Source organism: Streptomyces sannanensis, from assembly GCF_039536205.1.
Lineage (GTDB): Bacteria > Actinomycetota > Actinomycetes > Streptomycetales > Streptomycetaceae > Streptomyces > Streptomyces sannanensis.
The window spans coordinates 3,646,541-3,665,835 of record NZ_BAAAYL010000001.1; the positions used below are offsets into that span (position 1 = coordinate 3,646,541).

Here is a 19,295-nt window from a genome sequence, read left to right on the forward strand (position 1 = left end):
AGCACCCGGTGATGAGGGCCCGGTACCCCAGCTCCTCCCTCCGCGGCCAGGCCCGGAGGGAGGGGCGTACATCACAGGGTCGGGTCTTTCACCAGCCGCTTATGATGCCCGTGGGGACCGGGGCTCCGAAGCCGGAAAGGAAGGGGCGGACCGCTACCCGGACATATCGAGGAGACAGCGATGTCGCAGTACCCCGATGCCCCCGGAGGCGGTTCGGTGACCCCGAACCTCGACTTCGCGGGCACCACCCCGTACGAGGACTACGTCCAGGCGGACGTTCTCACCCACCTCCAGCACCCCCTCTCCGACGATCCCGGTGAGATGGTCTTCCTGGTGACGACCCAGGTCATGGAGCTGTGGTTCACGGTTCTCGTCCACGAGTGGGAGACCGCCACCCAGGCCCTGCGCAGCGACGACCTTCCGGTCGCCATGGCCGCGTTGAAGCGTTCCGTCCGTGAGCTGGAGGCGCTGAACGCCTCCTGGAAGCCGCTGGGCCAGCTCACCCCCGCGCAGTTCAACTCCTACCGCGGTGCTCTCGGCGAGGGCTCGGGCTTCCAGTCGGCGATGTACCGGCGCATGGAGTTCCTGCTCGGCGAGAAGTCGGCGTCGATGCTGGTGCCGCACCGAGGCGCTCCGCGTGTCCACGCGGAGCTGGAGAAGGCGCTGCAGGAGCCGAGTCTGTACGACGAGGTGCTGCGGCTCCTCGCCCGCCGCGGGTACGCCGTCCCCGCCGCCGTGCTCGGCCGGGACGTCACGCAGAAGTACGAGCCGTCGCCCGAGGTCGAGGCGATCTGGACGGAGCTCTACGCCGGTGACCAGGACAACGACCTGGTCCGGCTCGGCGAGGCGCTGACCGACGTCGGCGAGCTGGTGTGGCGCTGGCGCAACGACCATCTGGTCGCCACCCGCCGCGCGATGGGCGCCAAGGCCGGCACCGGCGGCTCCGCCGGGGTCGCCTGGCTGGAGAAGCGCGCCGCGAAGAACGTCTTCCCCGAGCTGTGGACGGCGCGCAGCCATGTCTGAACTCGCCACTGAACTCGCCCTCATAGCCGCCAAGCGCGACGAGAACGACGAACTGCGCGCGAAGCGCGACGAGTTCGTCCTCGACACCACGGTCTACCTCGACGGCAACTCCCTCGGCGCACTGCCGAAGGCCGTCCCCGGCAGGCTCGCGGATGTCGTCGCCCGCGAATGGGGCGAGCTGCGCATACGTTCCTGGGACGAGAGCGGCTGGTGGACCGCGCCCGAGCGGATCGGCGACCGGATCGCCCCGCTCGTGGGCGCCGCGCCCGGCCGGATCGTGGTCGGCGACTCGACCAGCGTCAATGTCTTCAAGGCCCTGGTCGCCGCGGTCCGCCTGGCTCCGGACACCCGGGACGAGATCCTGGTCGACGCCACCACGTTCCCCACGGACGGCTACATCGCCGAGTCCGCGGCCCGGATGACCGGCCGCACCCTGCGCGCGGTCGAGCCGGGCGAGGTCGCCTCGGCCGTCGGCCCGCGCACCGCCGCCGTGCTGGTCAACCACGTCGACTACCGCTCCGGCCGTCTCCACGACCTGCCCGGCATCACCGCCGCCGTGCACGCCGCGGGTGCCCTGGCCGTCTGGGACCTCTGCCACAGTGCGGGTGCCCTGCCGGTCGGCCTGGACGAACACGGGGTCGACTTCGCGGTCGGCTGCACCTACAAGTACCTCAACGGCGGCCCCGGTTCGCCCGCGTACCTGTACGTACGGAGCGAGCACCAGGCGTCCTTCGACTCCCCGCTGCCCGGCTGGAACTCGCATGCCGACCCCTTCGGCATGACCCCCGGCTACGCCCCCGCCGACGGCGCCCTGCGCGGCCGTGTCGGCACCCCCGACATCCTGTCGATGCTCGCGCTGGAAGCGGCCCTCGGGGTGTGGGACGGCGTCTCGATCGAGTCCGTCCGGGCGAAGAGCCTGGCCCTGACGGACTTCTTCCTGGAGTGCGTCGCGGCGTACGTCCCGGAGGGCCGGGTCACCTCGGTCACCCCGGCCGCACACGCCGAACGGGGCAGCCAGGTGGCACTGCGCTGTTCCCCCGAGCTCTCGGCTTCGCTCGAGCAGGGAGGTACCCCCAACGCGGGCGAGGTGATGCGCCGGCTGATCGCGCGCGGTGTGGTCGGCGACTTCCGCCGCCCGGATGTGCTGCGGTTCGGTTTCACACCGCTGTACGTCGGCTTCGCCGACACGGAGCGGGCGGCGAGGGTTCTCGCGGAGGTGCTGGCCGACGTCTCCGGCTGACCGTGCTCTGCCGGACGGGCTCGAACCGAGTCCGTCCGGCGGGAACGAGCCGGAGCGAGGGTGGTAGCGTCCGCGCTGCTGGAACGAATTCCGGTTTGCCGGGGAAAGGTTGGGGCATGTCGGAGCCCGCTCCGGACGACGCGGTCGCACGTGACGCAGCCGAGGAGGCTTCGGCCTTCTCGCATCCGCCCGTGGAGCCCGACGCCACGGCCGCGTATGGCGAACACCCCGACCAGGTCGTCGACTTCTACGCTCCGCGCGGCGGCCGGGGGAGCGCCCCGCTCGTCGTCGTCCTGCACGGCGGCGCGTGGCGCGCGCCCTACGACCGCCGGCACATAACGCCGTTCGCGGGCTTCCTGGCGCGCAACGGCTTCGCCGTCGCCAACATCGAGTACCGACGAGGAAGCGCTCTGCCCCACCAGGGCGAGGGGTCGGCGGCCGGCCGCTGGCCGGAGACGTTCGACGACGTGGCCGCCGCGCTGGACGCGCTGCCGTCGCTCGTCGCGGGCGCGCTTCCGCAGGCCGACCCGCGCCGTACGGTCCTCGCCGGACACTCGGCGGGCGGGCACCTCGCGCTGTGGGCCGCCGCCCGGCACGTACTGCCGAAGGACTCGCGCTGGCGGCTGCCCGCGCCGCCGGCACTGCGCGGTGTCGTCGCGCTCGCGCCGATCGCGGATCTGCGGCTGGCCGCCGAGCGTGGGGTGTGCTCGGGGGCGGCGGTCCAGCTGCTCGGTGGCGAGGGGCCGTTCGCCGAGCGGGCGGGGTACGCCGACCCGGCCGTGCTGCTGCCCACCGGTATCGCCACCACCGTGGTGCAGGGCCGTACCGACATCGTCGTGCCGCAGGAGGTCGCCGAGTCGTACGTCGACGCGGCGGCCAGGGCGGGCGAGACGGTGGGCTGGACGCTGCTGGAGGGGGTCGGCCACTTCCCGCTGATCGACCCGTCCGCGGACGCGTGCGCGGTGGTCGTGGAGGAGCTCGCGCAGCTCGCGTTCTGACGCCGCGTCCTCCTTGAGACGGACGCGGCAGGATCCTCATTGCTGGGGACGACGCCGGATCCGCCGCCTCCTACGGTGAGGGCGTGACCGAGACCAAGACGATGCCACGGAGCCCCGAGTTCCAGCTGGCCATGGGCGCGATCGACGGCCTGCGCCAGGACCTGTTCCATGACGCGTTCGCATACCGCCCGCTGCCGCCGGTCCGTACGGACGGGCCGCTCATCCGGCGGTTGCCGGGCCGGATACGCAAGTACGCGGCCTTCAGGCGCCATGCGCTCGTCGCGACGGTGGCCGCGTTCGTGGTGATCCTCGGCTATGGCCCCGGCCCTGGCTTTGTCCTCGGTGGCGTACTCCCCGCGATGGCGGTGCTGATGACCCTGGCCAGACCGGTCGCCGCCTGGTGGGTGTCGGTGCCGGCCACCGTACTGACCGCCGTCGTTGTCGACCCGTACGGGCTATTCCCCTGGACCCAGGCCGCTTTCCTCGGGCATCTCACGGTACTCGTGATGGTGGCCGCCAGGACCCGGCCGCGTGCCGCCGGCTGGATGTGGCTGCTCACCCTTCTTCTCGGCCTCACCATGGACACCTTCCTCAGCGACGGCTCGGGTTCCGACACCGGACCGATGGCCGTGGTCTCTGCTTTGGCCCTGCTTGTCGTCACCGTCGTCCACACCCGCCGGGAGGCCGATCAGGAGGTCACCGCCCAGCAGACCGTCACCGCGATCGAGCGGGACCGGCGCACGCTCCTCGAGGAGCGCACCACCATCGCCCGCGAGCTGCACGACGTGGTCGCCCACCACATGTCGGTGGTCGCCATCCAGGCGGAGGCCGCGCCCTACCGGGTCGAGAACCCGCCCCCCGAGCTGACGAAGTCCTTCGAGGTCATCCGCGAGAACGCGGTCGCCGCGCTCACCGAACTGCGCCGGGTGCTCGGCGTCGTACGCGCGGAGGACTACGAGGCCCCGGACGCCCCGCAGCCGACCCTCGCCGACCTCGACGCGCTGCTCGCGAACGTCCGGGCGGCCGGCCTCGACGTCGAGACGGCCGTCAACGGCGCGGTACGGGAACTGCCGCAGGGTGTCGGACTGTCCGCCTACCGGATCATCCAGGAGGCGCTGAGCAACACCCTGCGCCACGCGCCCGGTGCGACCGCGCGCGTCGAGATCTCCTACGTCCTGGGCGGCCTGGGCCTGCGTGTCGTCAACGGCCCGCCGACCGGTGATGCCCGGCCGTCACCCGGCGCGGGACACGGGATCACCGGAATGCGTGAGCGTGTGGCGATGCTGGACGGCGAGATGACGGCGGAGGCGACGGCCGAGGGCGGCTACGAGGTCGCCGTCTTCATCACCCTCAGGGGAGAGGCCGCATGACGATCCGTGTCCTGATCGCCGACGACCAGATGATGGTCCGCGAAGGCTTCTCCGTCCTGCTCAACGCGATGCCGGACATCGAGGTGGCCGGCGAGGCGGTGAACGGCCGCGACGCCGTCACCAAGGTCGGCGAGCTCCGCCCCGATGTGGTCCTGATGGACATCCGTATGCCGGAGCTGAACGGCATCGAGGCCACCCGGGAGATCGTCGCCGCCGACGCGGACGCGAAAGTGCTCGTGCTGACCACCTTCGATCTGGACGAGTACGTCTACCAGGCGCTGCGCGCCGGGGCCTCCGGCTTTCTGCTCAAGGACGCCTCGGCCGGCCGGCTCGCCGAGGCGGTGCGGGTGGTGGCAGTCGGTGAGGCACTGCTCGCCCCGTCCGTCACCAGGCGGCTGATCACCGAGTTCTCCCGCCTCGGCACCCCGAAGTCCCCCGCCCGCAGTCAGATCGGGGACCTCACCGAACGGGAGACGGAGGTACTGGTCCTGATCGCCCAGGGCCTGTCCAACGCGGAGATCGCGGACCGCCTCGTCGTCGCCGAATCCACGGTCAAGACCCACGTCAGCCGCATCCTGGTCAAACTCGGCCTGCGTGACCGCACTCAGGCGGCGGTCTTCGCCTACGAGGCCGGACTGGTCACCCCGGGATAGTCCGCGCAACGCGAAGGCGGCCGCCCCCACGAGGGAGCGGCCGCCGATGCCGCGCTGTGCGTCGACGCGAGATCAGTCCTGCTGCGCGCGCGCGGGCAGCGGCTGGAGCTTCATCGTCGTCGCGGTGTTCGTGCCGTACGCGTAGTCCAGCATCTTGGCCGCGTTGGTGAAGCGGTACGAGTCGTTGAGGGTGATGCCGATCACGGTACGGCCGTTACGGGTGGCCGCGAAGACCAGGCACGGACCGGCGGGGGTGTTGGTGCCGGTCTTGAGGCCGACGGCGCCGGTGTAGGAACCGAGCAGCTTGTTCGTGTTGTACCAGGTGTACGTGCGGTTGCCGCTCGGGGTCTTCGTCGAGATGCTCTTCGTCTTGACGGCGGCGGCGAAGTCGCTGTTCTTCATCGCGCTGCGGGCCAGTCGGCCCATGTCGCGCGGGGTGCTGTAGTTCTGGCCCGTCGTGGAGTTGCCGTCGAACGAGTCGAAGTGCGTGTTCTTCATGCCGAGCGAGGCGGCCTTCGCGTTCATCTGGCTGATGAAGTTCGCGACGCGCGCGCGCCGGGTGGTGCCGGTGCCGTAGATGTCCGCGAGCGCGTAGGCCGCGTCGCAGCCCGAGGGCAGCATGAGCGCGTACAGGAGCTGGCGCACGGTGACCTTGTCACCGGTCTTCAGGTCGGCGGTGCTCGCGCCCTTGGCGGCGACGTAGTCGCGGTAGACCTGCAGGACGGTGACCTGCTTGTTCAGGTCGATGCCGGCCTTCTGGGTGACGACCGCGGCCGTCATGATCTTGGTGGTGCTGGCCAGCTGCCGCTTGGTGTCGGCGTTGACCCCCCAAATCGGGGCGCCGTCGGCAGCGTTGAACAGGTAGGCGTTCGTGGAAGTGACGCCCGAGGGGCCGGCGGCGTGGGCCGGGGTCGCCAGCGGCGCGGCCACGACGAGCGCGCTACCGGCGACGACGGTTGCGCCCCACTTGCGGACACCCTTGAACCCGAGTCTCAATGAATGCTCCGTTGGCTGTCTGGACAGGGACAGTGCCACATCCTGAGCTTTGTGGCAAAGGGGCTTCAGTCCTGTACGTAACTCAATACCCGAATAAGCCCCTTTGGAGTGAATTGAGGTGTGATGCCGTGCGGATGTTTCCGGGGAGGTCAGCCGGCGAGGTCGCGTCGGCGCAGGGCCGCCAGGCCGGTCGCGGTCAGGGCAGCCGCCAGCACCGTCAGCAGCAGGACCGGGGTCCAGTCCATCTCCGTGCCCGGCAGCTTCGGCAGATGGCCGAAGGGGGACAGATCCATCACCCACTGCGGGAGCTTCAGTGCCGGCCCGATCCACCCCAGGGCGAGAGCCAGTCCCGCCGCGGCCCAGGAGGCCACGGCGGCCTTCGGGAAGGCGCCGTACAGGAGCACCGTCAGCCCGCCCAGCAGCCAGATCGCCGGGAGCTGCACCAGGCTCGCCCCCAGGACCGCCGGCAGCTCGTGCCCGTAACCGATCGACAGTCCCAGCCCGCCGGCCGTCATGATCAGGGCCGCGCCGCCGAAGGCGATGACCAGGTGGCCGGTGGCCCACCGGATCCGGCCGACCGCGTTGGCCAGCACCGGCTCGGCGCGCTGCGAGGTCTCCTCGCCGTGCAGCCGTAGCACCGAGGCGACGGCATACAGCGCCGCGACCATCCCGAGCATGCCGGTCATCGAGGCGAGGAACGCGCCGGTGAGCCCCGACTGCCCGCCCATCCGCTCGAAGATCGCGCGCGCCTGCTCGTTGTCGCCGACCAGGTCGGCCGCGCCCTCGGTGATTCCGCCGAAGACGATCCCGGCGAGGAGGAAGCCCGTCGTCCAGCCGAGCACGCTGCCCCGCTGGAGCCGCCAGGCCAGTCCGTACGCCGTCGAGAGCCGGCCCTCCGCCGGGCCCGGGCGGGACGGCAGGAAGCTCATGCCGACATCCCGCCGTGCGGTGAGCGCGTAGGCGGCGGCGGCCTGGACGAGGATCGCGACGGCGAGGAGCAGCAGCACCCACCAGCGCTCGCCGGCGAAGGCACGCACGTTCTCCGCCCAGCCGATCGGCGAGAGCCAGGTCAGCACGGACGAACCCTCGTTGGTGGATGCGTCACCCGCCGCCCTCAGCACGAACGCGGCACCGATGACCGCGGCCGTGAGCCCTTTTGCCGCACGCGCGCTCTCGGTGAGCTGCGCGGCGATCGCCGCCGAAGTGGCGAAGACCATGCCGGTCCCGCCGACGGCGAGTCCGAGCGCGAGCGCTCCGCCCGAGCCCTGGCCGGAGAGTCCGGCCGTGACGACGAGGGCGACGGCGGCGTTGGCGACCAGCGCGGTCAGCAGCGCGGCGGTGAGCGGCGCGCGCCGTCCCACCATGGCGGCCGAGAGCAGCTCCTGGCGGCCCGTCTCCTCTTCCTCCCGGGTGTGCCGGACGACGATGACCATGCTCATCACTCCGGTGAGGACGGCGGCGAAGGTGCCGAAGCGCCAGGCGACGAGGCCGCCGAGCGAGTCACCGAACACCGGCCCGTACAGGGACCGCAGTGAGCTGTCGGCGCTCATCGACCGGGCGAGCTCGGCGCGCGCGGCGGGCGTGCCGTACAGGCTTCCCAGCGAGCCGGCGCCGCTGGAGACCATGCCGCCGACGACCAGGACCCAGATCGGCATCATGAGCCGGTCGCGCCGCAGAGCGAGCCTCAGCAGGGTCCCGGTACCGGCCAGTTGCCGGTGCGAGCCGCGGATCGCTGGGGCCGGCATGGACACGGTGGTCATCGCGACATCGCCTCTTCGCGCACATCGTCCTGGTAGTGGCGGAGGAAGAGCTCCTCAAGGGTGGGCGGGGTGCTGGTGAGCGAGCGCACCCCCGACGCGGTGAGCGACCGGAGCACCGCGTCGAGCTTGTCGGTGTCGACCTGGAGCCTGACGCGCCTGTCCTGGACTTGGAGGTCGTGCACACCGGGGAGGCGGGAGAGCCCGTTGGGTGCTCCGGCGAGTTCGGCGGAGACGCTGGTACGGGTCAGATGGCGCAGGTCGGCGAGCGAACCGCTCTCCACGGTCCGTCCCTTGCGGATGATGCTGACCCGGTCGCAGAGGCTCTCGACCTCGCTGAGGATGTGCGAGGACAGCAGGACGGTGGCTCCCCGGTCGCGTGCCTCGGTGACGCACCGCTGGAAGACCTCCTCCATCAGCGGGTCGAGCCCGGAGGTCGGCTCGTCGAGGATGAGCAGATCCGCGTCGGACGCGAAAGCGGCGACCAGGGCGACCTTCTGCCGGTTGCCCTTGGAGTACGTACGCCCCTTCTTGGTGGGGTCCAGCTCGAACCGTTCGATCAGCTCGGCGCGCCGGGCCTTGTCGAGCCCCCCGCGCAGCCGCCCGTGGAGATCGATGACCTCGCCGCCGCTCAGGTTCCGCCACAGCGTCACATCGCCGGGCACGTAGGCCACCCGCCGGTGCAGCTCCACCGCATCGGTCCACGGGTCCATGCCGAGCATCCGCGCGGCACCGGAGTCGGAGCGGAGCAGGCCGAGCAGGATCCGGATGGTCGTGGACTTCCCGGAGCCGTTGGGGCCGAGGAAACCGTGGACCTCGCCGGTCTCGACGGCGAGGTCGAGACCGTTCAGCGCGTGCGTCCGGCCGAACGACTTGTGGAGCCCGGCGACACTGATTGCCTTCGTCATGCTTCTGAATCTACGATACTTTCATAATCTTGTGAAGTTAAGGAAGCGTATAAAGTCGGGTGGTGGCGAACGGAGACGAGGTGCCGATGAGTGCTGAAACCGCCCCGCAGGGGCGCGACGAGGAAGCGGTCTCCCGTTTCGTGGAACGCTTCGCGGCCCAGCTGACCGAGGCCGGCATGCAACGGATGGCCTCCCGGGTCTTCGCCGCGCTGCTCGCGTCCGACAGCGGCTCCATGACCTCGGCGGAGCTCGCGGAACAGCTGCGGATCAGCCCGGCGGCCGTCTCCGGCGCGATCAACTACCTCGCCCAGGCGAGCATGGTCAGCCGCGAGAGGGAACCCGGCTCGCGGCGTGACCGCTATGTCCTGCACAACGAGCTCTGGTACGAGACCTTCACCCGCCGCGACCAGTTGCTGACCCGCTGGGAGGGCACGCTCCGCGACGGCGCCGAGACACTGGGGCAGGACACGGCGGCGGGGACACGGGTGGCCGAGACCGCGGCCTTCTTCGAGTTCCTCCAGAAGGAGATGCACGGGATGATGGGCCGCTGGCGGGAGCACCGCGCCGGCCTCGGCCTCTCCTGAGCCGCACTCCGGCCGGGAGCGCCGGCCTCGGCCTCTCCTGAGCCGGCCCGCCCCGCGCGGGGACTCGGCAGGCCCGCGCGGCGTCCGGGGAGACTCGGCCGGCCCGTGCCCCGGCCGGGAAGGGTCAGTCGGCCCGTGCCCCGGCCGGGAGGGTCAGCGCCCACGCCCCCGTCCGTACCGTCCAGGTCCGCCTCCGCACCGGCCCGCGCTCCGGCCCGTAGAGCCGGCCGGGAGGGTCAGTCGGCCCGTGCCCCGGCCGGGAGGGTCAGCGCCCACGCCCCCGTCCGTACCGTCCAGGTCCGCCTCCGCACCGGCCCGCGCTCCGGCCCGTAGAGCCGGCCGGGAGGGTCAGTCGGCCCGTGCCCCGGCCGGGAGGGTCAGCGCCCACGCCCCCGCCCGTACCGTCCAGGTCCGCCTCCGCACCGGCCCGTTCACCAGCGCGTCCGCCCGGTAGCGGAAGGACGGGCCCGAGACGGTCACCTCATGGGCCTTCGCCCGCACCGGATCGGCCGACTGCGGGCGTACGACCACCTCGGCGACGCCGTCCCACGAGTGCACCGACACGTCCTCGACCGCCTGGTCCAGATCGCTGAGCAGCACCCCGTCCGCCTCCACGCGCAGCCGGTGGGGCCGCGCCGGCGCCGCACCCCGTACCGAGGGGGCGGACCGTACCAGGGTGCGTACCAGCGACCGGCAGGCCTTCCAGACGGAGGCCGGGGCCGGAGAAGGCGTCGGCGCCACACCGGTCGGCGCCGGGATGCGCAGCGCGTCCAGCACCACCCCGTCGCTGTCGTCCACCAGTAGATCCAGCTGCCGTACGGTCCCGTCGAGCACGGCCCGCGCCGCCGCCACCGCGCCGGTCGGCACGCCCAGCGAACGGGCCAGCTCCAGCGCCGGCGCGGTGCCCACCGGCACCAGCGACAACGCCCCCTCGCTCAGCTCACGAGCCCGGTGCAGCAGGGTCACCGTGCGCAGCAGCGCCCGGTCGTCGCCGATGACGACGGGCCGTCTGCTTCCCCTGCGGGCGAGGGCCCGGGCGAATTCTTCCGGGCTGTCGGGAAGACAGATTTTCGTCGCCGCGCCCGCGCACAGCACATCTTTCGCGATACGAACGGACTCGCCGTCGGTCCTGCGAGCGACCGGGTCGATGACCACCAGGAGCTGGTCGTGAGCCGACACCTCGGTCCTTCCTCGGGTAGCATCTTTGTGCAAGAGCCCCTTGCGCTATTGCGCCAGGGGCTTCGTCTATTCCGGGGTACCGTCCGACGGCTCAGCCCTGCGGTGTACATCGTCGTACGCCCCCTGACCTTGGACATGCCCCGCCCGGAAGGGGTGTACGCCTGTGCCCGCACTTGTGCTGCTCGGTGCTCAGTGGGGTGACGAGGGCAAGGGAAAGGCCACCGATCTCCTCGGCGGATCTGTTGACTATGTAGTGCGTTACCAGGGCGGCAACAACGCCGGCCACACGGTTGTCGTCGGCGACCAGAAGTATGCACTGCACCTTCTCCCTTCCGGAATCCTCTCCCCGGGGTGCACCCCGGTCATCGGGAACGGTGTCGTCGTCGACCCGGCGGTCCTGCTCTCCGAGCTGAGCGGGCTGAACGAGCGCGGCGTCGACACGTCGAAGCTGCTCATCAGCGGTAACGCTCACCTCATCACTCCGTACAACGTGACCCTCGACAAGGTCACGGAGCGCTTCCTCGGCAAGCGCAAGATCGGCACCACGGGCCGCGGCATCGGCCCGACCTACGCGGACAAGATCAACCGCGTCGGTATCCGGGTCCAGGACCTCTATGACGAGTCGATCCTCACCCAGAAGGTGGAGGCGGCGCTGGAGTCCAAGAACCAGCTCCTCGCCAAGGTCTTCAACCGCCGTGCCATCGAGTCCGGCAAGATCGTCGAAGAGATGCTCCAGTACGCGGAGCAGATCAGGCCGTACGTCGCCGACACCACGCTGATCCTGAACAACGCCATCGACGAGGGCAAGGTCGTCCTCTTCGAGGGCGGCCAGGGCACCCTGCTGGACGTCGACCACGGCACGTACCCCTTCGTCACCTCCTCGAACCCGACCGCGGGCGGTGCCTGCACCGGTGCGGGCGTGGGCCCGACGAAGATCAGCCGGGTCATCGGCATCCTCAAGGCCTACACGACCCGTGTCGGCGCGGGTCCGTTCCCGACCGAGCTGTTCGACGAGGACGGCGAGGCGCTGCGCCGCATCGGCGGCGAGCGCGGCGTCACCACCGGCCGCGACCGCCGCTGCGGTTGGTTCGACGCGGTCATCGCGCGCTACGCCACCCGGGTCAACGGCCTGACCGACTTCTTCCTGACCAAGCTCGACGTGCTCACGGGCTGGGAGCAGATCCCGGTCTGTGTCGCGTACGAGATCGACGGGCAGCGCGTCGAGGAGCTCCCGTACTCCCAGACCGACTTCCACCACGCGAAGCCGGTGTACGAGTACCTGCCGGGCTGGTCCGAGGACATCACCAAGGCCAAGACCTTCTCCGACCTGCCGAAGAACGCGCAGGCCTATGTGAAGGCCCTGGAGGAGATGTCGGGCGCCCCGATCTCCGCGATCGGCGTCGGCCCGGGCCGTACCGAGACGATCGAGATCAACTCCTTCCTGTGATCCTTTGATCCTGTGCGGCGGCCGGTGAGCGTTCTGCTCAACGGCCGCCGCACAAGGGCAGCCGGGCACAGGGCAGCGTGGTTACGCTGTGCGCCATGAAGGAGACGGGCGGGGGTGGCTGATGTCGGCAAGGAAGCCTCCGACCGAGCGGCGGCGACGGTTGGGCGCGGAGCTGCGCAAAATGCGCGAGCACGTCGGCCTCACGATCAACGAGGCCGCCGTGATGCATCGCACGGATCGGACCACGGTCAGCAACATCGAGTCCGGTCGCTTCGGAGTGAGCGCTGACCGCGTACGGGTCTGGGCTGCCAATTACTCGTGCCCTGACCGCGATTACATCGAAGCACTCGCCGAGATGGCCAGAGAGCGCGGTACGAACTGGTGGGACGAGTACCGGAGCGTACTCACCGCCGCTGCTTTGGACCTCGCGGAGATGGAGCACTATGCAGTCGCGCTCCGGTCGGTCCAGATCATGCACATGCCTGGCCTCCTCCAGCACGAGGACTACATCCGAGCCGTCTTCAAGGAGGCGGTTCCCCCTCTGGATCCCGAGGCCCTTGAGCGGAGGGTTGCCTTTCGGATCAAGCGGAGCGAGGTGCTCGACCACCCGCAACGCCCTGTGTGCACGTTTCTCATCCATGAAGCGGCGCTGCGCATGTGGTTCGGAAGCGCGCGAGTGATCAAGGCTCAGCTGGATCATCTGTTGAAGCAGTCCGAACGGGAGAACGTGGTGGTACGCGTCGTGCCGTTCGCAGCCGGCGGCTTCCCCAACGCGGGGAGCTCAACTCTCTATGCTTACGGGCCGGTTACCCAGCTCGACATGGTTCAGATGGACATCCCCACCGGGTCGGCGTTCCTGCATTCAGAGACCCACCTCGCGAACTGTCGCGTGGTGATGGACCGCATGGAGCGGCGGACTCTCGGACCGGATGATTCACGAGACTTCATTCGCGAAGTGGCACGGCAACTATGAAAGCGTGAGCACAGTGGAAATCCAGTGGCGCAAGTCCTCGTTCTCGACCGACACAGACAACTGCCTCGAACTCGCCTCGCACAAAGGTGAAATATTCGTACGAGAGAGCGACGACTCTGCCGTGATCATCCGGACCACTCCAGAGAAGCTCCGTGCGTTTCTGGCCGGCGTCAAGGCGGGCGAGTTCGACGGCCTGATCTGACCGGCCAACCTGCGGGCCCCTCGCCTCTCAAGGCGAGGGGTCTTGCTTTCCTCGTGCGCCTGGCATATGCCATCTCGTGTGCGCTGGATACAACATGTTGAATCTGCATCCCTGTTGGCGCTACGGTTCAGGCCGACGCAGCAACTGCGCATCGTTACCTGTGGGTTGCTGTGGGAATGAAGCGCCCCGGCGGTGTTAGCAGCACCCCGGGGCATGGCCAACGCTTCAGAGGAGCGTCAGCATGAGCCACCGTATCTGGTCAGCCCTCCAACGAACATTCGATCGACTCCTTACGCTGCTCATGCCCGCGACGGGACGACACCGTCAGGGCACGCAACGGACAGCGCCCGCTCCCCGGACCGCGTCCGGTCTGCGGCTGCTCGTCCGCAACACCGCACCCCTCCACCTCACCGCCCCCTGGCCGCGCCCGCGCGCCCGGGGCAGAGACGACCAGCCCGTACTCGACCCCGCTGGGCCGCTCGTGCGGCCGTACCTCCGCGCGCACGAACAGCGGGCGCGGCGCCTCGCGCTCGCCCTCGCGCTGGACGGGATCGACATCGGACCGAGGGTGATCCACGGGCATCTTGTCGGCACCCCGGTCACGGGGGTGGCAGCCTGATGGGAACCCAAGCCGCCACCATGCCCGGCGACCCGCGCGGCCTGCGCATCAGCCGCGTACCCAGCAAGCCGGTACGGCGTGAGCCCGATGGCAGCCTCGCCATCCACCTGTGGCTGCAACGGGACGGCAAGTTCGACACCGACCTCGCCCTCCGGCTCACCCCCGCTGAGGCGGAGGTGTTGCACGCACAGCTCTGCTTCGCGCTCGACGAGGAGCCCGTGACCACGCCCGCCGACCGCACACCGGACTGCCGGAAGACCGTGCGCGGCCCCTCGGGGGCACGCTGGCCGTAGCTGTTCCGGCAGCTGCCACCGGCCTGGTTCCGCGCTCCGGCACGGAGCCAGGCGTGCTTTGCACGGTTACATCGGGCTGGCCCAGCGGGCGCCCGTAAACTCCACACTGGAGACCGCCACACCGCGACGGGAGACCTCCCATGCCTGATCAGCGCGTTACCTTTCACATCGTCTATACGCCTGATGAAGGCGGCTACAACGCTCTGGAGCCGGTCACCGGGACGACCAGCTGGGGAAAAGACCTCGCCGAGGCGAAGGCGATGATCACCGAGGCCCTTGAGCTCTATCTCGCGGAAGTGTCACGGGAGGACGCAGAGGTGATCGCCGCCCGGCAAGCCGACGCCTGGTCCGGCGACGTGGACGTAAGGGTGAACGCCGCCTGATGCCACCACTTCCGCAGATTTCTTCGGACCGGCTCATCAAGGCACTGGAGCGGCTGGGCTTCACCCGCAGGGCGGGTAAGGGCTCCCACACGGTGATGCGGCGGGGAAGCGTCGTCTGCGTCGTACCGCATCGCAACCCAGTCCCGAGGGGAACGCTCGCGAACGTACTTCGGCAGGCGGGAGTCACCGCAGATCAGCTCATCGACGCGCTGTGACCTTCGGGCGAGCAGGCCCTGGATCGATGGCAAGCAGCAGTTGAGCGAGGAGGGAGGCGGCGTGCCGGCGAAGCGCGGGGCGGCCGTGACACCGCGGGCTCCTCGGCGCCGCCCTCCTCCACCTGGGCTGGTCCATCGGGGCGGTGACGCTCGCGGCGGCGGTACTCGTCCTGATCGCCGCCGTCGTGTGCATCCCCCGGCAGCCCATCCATACGCGCTGACCAGCGTCAGCGGTGCCGGATCCAGATGTTCGGCTCGGTGTACGTGCCCAGGTCGGCGTCGCGGTCGATGTGCAGGGGGCTCATCCCGTCCGGGATGACGTACTCGCCGGAGCCGGGCAGGGCCGTCCCGGTCCACTTCTCCCACTCTGCGACCGTCCCCGTCATGGTCTGCGAGACCGGTGCGGCCGCCAGGATCCGGCCACCGAGCTTCAGATGGGTGCGCACCCACGGATCGAATGCGGTGCCGTCGGGGCGGGTCCACTCCATGAACATCTCGATCGGTGTCAGCGGGTACCGGCACTTCGCCGTGGGCCGCACCGGCGCGATCACCCGCGGCCAGCCCGCCTCCTCGGCCGCCTGGCGCAGCGCCAAGAGCACCTCTCCGGCGAGGCCCTTCCCCTTGAGGGCGGGGGCCACGATCGCGCCGCAGATGACCAGGGTGTCGGGCGCGACGCCCTGCTCCCGGCCCTCCACAGCGCGCACGAGGGAATCGGTGTAGCCGGTGGGCAGGGACTCGACGCGCTCGTCCCAACGCAGTGGCACCCCCCAGCCGGTGGCGACGGGCACGCCGTGTTCGTCGATCAGCATCAGGTCGAGGTCGCCGAACCACTCCCGGACCCTGCCGATGTACTGCTTGACCGTCTGATCAGCGGTGATGAATTGTGGGAAGCCTCCGGCGAACAGCATCTCCAGCTGCTCGTCGGACCATTCGCGAGCGCCTGTCCGCTCAACAGTCAGATTCATGATCACTTGTTCTACGGTCCCGGCGCTCGTCAGTCCACCTTTGTGTACGTCAGTGGCTCCCCGCCGGAGCCGACCAGTTCGCGGACGAGCGTGATGTCGTTCTGCATGGTGAGGCGGCTCCACTGGCCGGGGGAGCAGGTGGCCCGGTCGCCGTAGGTGACCTCGGAGGGGCCGATTTCCAGCGGGGGGCCGACGGACTTGAGGGTGGCCGTCCAGCGGCAGTCGTAGGCGGGACCGTGGCCGGAGAGGGTCATGACCGTCTCGCCGGGCGGGCCCTGGGCGATGGTCATCTCGCGGGTGTTGGTGCCGTCGGCGGTGTCGAACGTGGCGCGCCAGGTGCCGAGGTACTCCATGGGGATGTCGCCGGCCGGGGGTTCGTCGGTCCCGGTCGGTGAGGCCGGCGGCGCCGAAGGGGTTCCGGTCACCGGGGGATTCGGATCGTCGGAACGGCCGGCCACCGGGTCCTTCCTGCCCTTGTGGCCGGCGTCGCCGTTCATGACCGCGTACACCGCGCCGCCCGCGCCGAGGGCGACGACGACGGCCACGGCGACCAGCGCGGCGGTGGCGCGGCCGTTGCGGCGCGGGGGTTCGGGCATGGGGGGCGGGCCGTAGGGCGGCGTGGAGCCGTAGCCGCCCGGCTGCGGATAGCCGTAACCCGACGGTGGCGGATAGCCGTAACCGGGCGGTGGCGGTGGCCCGTACGGGGGTGTCACCCCGTACCCCGGCGGCTGGGCCGGTGCGGGTGCGGGCGTGGGCACGGACGCCGGGCCCACGATCATCGTCGGCATATGGTGCACCCCGTCCGGTGCCGGGGCGTGCTCCGGCTCCGGGTCCGCGGGGGCGGGCGGCGGCAGCGGTATCTCGCCCGTCGGGGTCTCGACCTCCAGCAGTCGCACCGCGTGGGAGCCCAGTTGGGCCACCAGCGCGCCGGGCAGCCATGGCTCGCCGGGCGTGGCGCGGCCCGTGCGCTGCAGCAACTGCGCCACTGTCGGGCGCGCGGCCGGATCCTTGAGGAGGCAGTCGTGGATCAGGTCCTGGAGGCTCTCCGGGACTCCGGCGAGGTCCGGCGGCTCCTCGGCTATGCGGAACATCAGGGCATGCACTCCGCTGTCCGCGGAGCCGAACGGCAGCCGGCCGGTCGCCGCGTAGGCGAGCACGGAGCCCAGGCAGAAGACATCGCAGGCCGTCGTGACGCGTGTGCCGCGCACCTGCTCGGGGGCCATGAACCCGGGGGAGCCGACCAGCGCGCCCGTCCGCGTCAGTCCGCCGTCCGTGACCGTGTCCAGGGCCCGGGCTATGCCGAAGTCGATGACGCGCGGGCCGTCGATGGTGATCAGCACATTGGAGGGCTTGAGGTCACGGTGGATCAGCCCGGCCGTGTGGATGTCCTGAAGCGCGTGGGAGAGCCCCGATCCCAGGATGTGCACGGAACGTTCGGGCAGCGGCCCGTGTCCGCCCGAGACCACGGACTGCAGGGACGGGCCGGCCACATAGCCCGTCGCCACCCATGGCACCGGAGCCTCGGTGTCCGCGTCGAGGACGGGCGCCGTCCACTGGCCGCCGATGCGCCGCGCGGCCTGCACTTCCTGGCGGAAGCGGTCGCGGAATTCCTCCCGCTCGGCGAGTTCCCGGCGGATCAGCTTGACCGCGACGGTGCGGCCGCGGTCGGAGCGGGCCAGAAAGACCTGGCCCATACCGCCCGCGCCGAGGCGTGCCAGCAGCCGGTAGGCGCCGATCTTCCCCCAGGCTTCGCCCGGGGGTACCCCCAGTGGATCCCCCGGTTCCAGCTTGTCCATCGTCGTGCACCTTCCCCCGTGCCTCCCCCGTGTTCCCCCACGGAGATGCGACGAATCGAGAATAGTGCGCGGGTACGACAGCGGGGCCCCGAAACATCTACGCTTCGGTAACGGCCTCCCTCGCCGGCACGCTCACCACCACGGGCGCGACGTGGACGCCGTCTGCCGCCGAACCCGGGCGTGGTCCGGCCCGGCGACACACTGTCGAGCCGGAGCCTTCGCTTGCGTGCACCACGCCGATGTCGTGTCCCGTACCCGACACCTAGCCTGTGCGGCATGACCCCTCATGCCGACCCGCAGGCGGGAGCCGCAGTCAAGGCTGCCGACCGCGCGCACGTGTTCCACTCCTGGTCCGCCCAGGGCCTGATCGACCCGCTCGCCGTCGCCGGCGCCGAGGGCGCGTACTTCTGGGACTACGAGGGCAAGCGCTACCTCGACTTCACCAGCGGTCTCGTCTACACCAACATCGGTTACCAGCACCCCAAGGTCGTCGCCGCGATCCAGGAGCAGGCCGGCCGGCTCGCCACCTTCGCGCCCGCGTTCGCCGTCGACGTACGGTCCGAGGCGGCCCGTCTCATCGCCGAGCGCACCCCCGGCGACCTGGACAAGATCTTCTTCACCAACGGCGGCGCCGAGGCGGTCGAGAACGCCGTCCGCATGGCCCGCCTGCACACCGGCCGCCACAAGGTGCTGAGCGCCTACCGCTCGTACCACGGCGCGACCTCCACCGCGATCAACCTCACCGGCGACCCGCGCCGCTGGCCCTCCGACCAGGGCTCCGCCGGCGTCGTCCACTTCTGGGCGCCGTTCCTCTACCGCTCGCCGTTCTACTCCGAGAACGAGCAGCAGGAGTGCGAGCGCGCGCTCCAGCACCTCGAGGACACGATCGCCTTCGAGGGTCCGCAGACGATCGCCGCGATCATCCTGGAGACCGTCCCCGGCACCGCCGGGATCATGGTCCCGCCGCCCGGCTACCTGGCCGGTGTGCGGGAGATCTGCGACCGGTACGGCATCGTGTTCGTGCTCGACGAGGTGATGGCGGGCTTCGGCCGTACGGGCAAGTGGTTCGCCGCCGAGCAGTTCGACGTCGTACCGGACCTGATGACCTTCGCCAAGGGCGTGAACTCCGGCTACGTGCCGCTCGGTGGCGTGGCCATCTCGGCCGAGATCGCCGCGACCTTCGACAAGCGCCCCTACCCCGGCGGCCTCACCTACTCCGGCCACCCGCTGGCCTGCGCCGCCGCCGTCGCGACGATCAACACGATGGAGGAGGAGGGCGTCGTCGAGCATGCCGCCCGCCTCGGCGAGACGGTCATCGGCCCGGGGCTGCGCGAGCTGGCCGAGCGCCACCCGAGCGTGGGCGACGTGCGTGGTCTGGGTGCCTTCTGGGCGCTGGACCTGGTGCGGAACAAGGAGACCCGCGAGCCGCTCGTGCCGTACAACGCGGCGGGCGAGGCCAACGCCCCGATGGCCGCCTTCGCCGCCGCCTGCAAGGCGAAGGGCCTGTGGCCCTTTGTGAACATGAACCGCACTCATGTCGTCCCGGCCTGCAACATCACCGAGGCCGAGGCCAAGGACGGCTTGGCGATTCTCGACGAGGCGCTCACCGTGGCCGATGAACACACCATCTACTGATCCAATCACGTGAATTGACAGCGCGGGTCGCGCGTCCCGGCTTCCGACACCCCCTAAGG

The 19,295-nt window shown here is 70.4% G+C and carries 20 protein-coding genes; 14 read left to right on the forward strand and 6 right to left on the reverse strand.

The genetic code is table 11. The features are described from left to right. Positions 1–180 precede the first annotated feature (180 nt). The 5 genes from ABD858_RS17210 to ABD858_RS17230 all read left to right on the forward strand — a co-directional run bounded on the left by ABD858_RS17210 (position 181) and on the right by ABD858_RS17230 (position 5,284). Positions 181–1,023, forward strand: coding sequence for a tryptophan 2,3-dioxygenase (locus tag ABD858_RS17210; RefSeq protein ID WP_345038405.1), 843 nt, complete (start codon positions 181–183; stop codon positions 1,021–1,023). Then, complete coding sequence (gene kynU, locus ABD858_RS17215) at positions 1,016–2,263, forward strand: kynureninase (protein ID WP_345038407.1); 1,248 nt, start codon at positions 1,016–1,018, stop codon at positions 2,261–2,263. Before ABD858_RS17210 ends, kynU begins: the two co-directional genes overlap by 8 nt. Before the next feature lie 116 nt (positions 2,264–2,379). Continuing rightward, positions 2,380–3,261, forward strand: coding sequence for an alpha/beta hydrolase (locus tag ABD858_RS17220; RefSeq protein WP_345038409.1), 882 nt, complete (start codon positions 2,380–2,382; stop codon positions 3,259–3,261). Positions 3,262–3,344: 83 nt separating this feature from the next. Then, entirely contained in the window at positions 3,345–4,631 is a 1,287-nt protein-coding gene (locus ABD858_RS17225; protein WP_345038412.1) for a sensor histidine kinase, read from the forward strand. Beyond that, complete coding sequence (locus ABD858_RS17230; RefSeq protein WP_345038414.1) at positions 4,628–5,284, forward strand: response regulator; 657 nt, start codon at positions 4,628–4,630, stop codon at positions 5,282–5,284. The genes ABD858_RS17225 and ABD858_RS17230 overlap by 4 nt, the downstream gene beginning before the upstream one ends. 72 nt (positions 5,285–5,356) lie before the next feature. Here ABD858_RS17230 and ABD858_RS17235 read toward each other — a convergent pair whose 3' ends face one another. From ABD858_RS17235 to ABD858_RS17245, 3 genes are all read right to left on the reverse strand, one after another. Continuing rightward, positions 5,357–6,280, reverse strand: coding sequence for a D-alanyl-D-alanine carboxypeptidase family protein (locus tag ABD858_RS17235; RefSeq protein WP_345038416.1), 924 nt, complete (start codon positions 6,278–6,280; stop codon positions 5,357–5,359). A 149-nt stretch (positions 6,281–6,429) separates the two neighbouring features. After that, positions 6,430–8,040, reverse strand: coding sequence for an ABC transporter permease (locus ABD858_RS17240; RefSeq protein ID WP_345038419.1), 1,611 nt, complete (start codon positions 8,038–8,040; stop codon positions 6,430–6,432). Continuing rightward, on the reverse strand, positions 8,037–8,945 hold the full coding sequence (locus ABD858_RS17245) for an ABC transporter ATP-binding protein (RefSeq protein WP_345038421.1): 909 nt from the start codon (positions 8,943–8,945) through the stop codon (positions 8,037–8,039). The genes ABD858_RS17240 and ABD858_RS17245 overlap by 4 nt, the downstream gene beginning before the upstream one ends. Positions 8,946–9,031: 86 nt before the next feature. Here ABD858_RS17245 and ABD858_RS17250 point away from each other — a divergent pair, with 86 nt between their 5' ends. Beyond that, positions 9,032–9,529 (forward strand): GbsR/MarR family transcriptional regulator, encoded by a 498-nt coding sequence (locus ABD858_RS17250; protein ID WP_345038423.1) that lies wholly within the window; start codon positions 9,032–9,034, stop codon positions 9,527–9,529. A 348-nt stretch (positions 9,530–9,877) separates the two neighbouring features. On the opposite strand, the gene ABD858_RS17255 is transcribed toward ABD858_RS17250, so the two are convergent. Next, positions 9,878–10,708 (reverse strand): diacylglycerol kinase, encoded by an 831-nt coding sequence (locus tag ABD858_RS17255; protein ID WP_345038426.1) that lies wholly within the window; start codon positions 10,706–10,708, stop codon positions 9,878–9,880. A 163-nt stretch (positions 10,709–10,871) separates the two neighbouring features. On the opposite strand from ABD858_RS17255, the gene ABD858_RS17260 reads away from it, so the two are divergent. The 7 genes from ABD858_RS17260 to ABD858_RS36830 all read left to right on the forward strand — a co-directional run bounded on the left by ABD858_RS17260 (position 10,872) and on the right by ABD858_RS36830 (position 14,840). After that, positions 10,872–12,155, forward strand: coding sequence for an adenylosuccinate synthase (locus ABD858_RS17260; protein WP_345038428.1), 1,284 nt, complete (start codon positions 10,872–10,874; stop codon positions 12,153–12,155). Between the two features lie 121 nt (positions 12,156–12,276). Continuing rightward, positions 12,277–13,128 (forward strand): Scr1 family TA system antitoxin-like transcriptional regulator, encoded by an 852-nt coding sequence (locus tag ABD858_RS17265; protein WP_345038430.1) that lies wholly within the window; start codon positions 12,277–12,279, stop codon positions 13,126–13,128. 13 nt (positions 13,129–13,141) lie between these two features. Then, positions 13,142–13,330 carry a DUF397 domain-containing protein gene (locus ABD858_RS17270; protein WP_345044618.1) on the forward strand — a complete coding sequence of 63 codons (189 nt, stop codon included), beginning with the start codon at positions 13,142–13,144 and terminating at the stop codon, positions 13,328–13,330. Between the two features lie 241 nt (positions 13,331–13,571). Beyond that, positions 13,572–13,949 (forward strand): hypothetical protein, encoded by a 378-nt coding sequence (locus ABD858_RS17275; protein WP_345038432.1) that lies wholly within the window; start codon positions 13,572–13,574, stop codon positions 13,947–13,949. Next, a complete protein-coding gene (locus tag ABD858_RS17280) occupies positions 13,949–14,242 on the forward strand; it encodes a hypothetical protein (RefSeq protein ID WP_345038434.1) in 294 nt (97 codons plus the stop codon). Before ABD858_RS17275 ends, ABD858_RS17280 begins: the two co-directional genes overlap by 1 nt. Positions 14,243–14,382: 140 nt before the next feature. Then, positions 14,383–14,625 (forward strand): type II toxin-antitoxin system HicB family antitoxin, encoded by a 243-nt coding sequence (locus ABD858_RS17285; RefSeq protein ID WP_345038437.1) that lies wholly within the window; start codon positions 14,383–14,385, stop codon positions 14,623–14,625. Next, on the forward strand, positions 14,625–14,840 hold the full coding sequence (locus ABD858_RS36830) for a type II toxin-antitoxin system HicA family toxin (RefSeq protein ID WP_425586213.1): 216 nt from the start codon (positions 14,625–14,627) through the stop codon (positions 14,838–14,840). The genes ABD858_RS17285 and ABD858_RS36830 overlap by 1 nt, the downstream gene beginning before the upstream one ends. 227 nt (positions 14,841–15,067) lie before the next feature. Here the strand turns inward: ABD858_RS36830 and ABD858_RS17290 are convergent, their stop codons facing one another. Together ABD858_RS17290 and ABD858_RS17295 are read right to left on the reverse strand one after the other, a co-directional pair. After that, on the reverse strand, positions 15,068–15,805 hold the full coding sequence (locus ABD858_RS17290) for a hypothetical protein (RefSeq protein WP_345038439.1): 738 nt from the start codon (positions 15,803–15,805) through the stop codon (positions 15,068–15,070). Between the two features lie 29 nt (positions 15,806–15,834). Next, positions 15,835–17,601, reverse strand: coding sequence for a serine/threonine-protein kinase (locus tag ABD858_RS17295; protein ID WP_345038441.1), 1,767 nt, complete (start codon positions 17,599–17,601; stop codon positions 15,835–15,837). Positions 17,602–17,877: 276 nt separating this feature from the next. Here ABD858_RS17295 and ABD858_RS17300 point away from each other — a divergent pair, with 276 nt between their 5' ends. Further along, positions 17,878–19,236, forward strand: a complete 1,359-nt coding sequence (locus ABD858_RS17300) for an aspartate aminotransferase family protein (RefSeq protein ID WP_345038443.1) — start codon at positions 17,878–17,880, stop codon at positions 19,234–19,236. Positions 19,237–19,295: the final 59 nt, after the last annotated feature.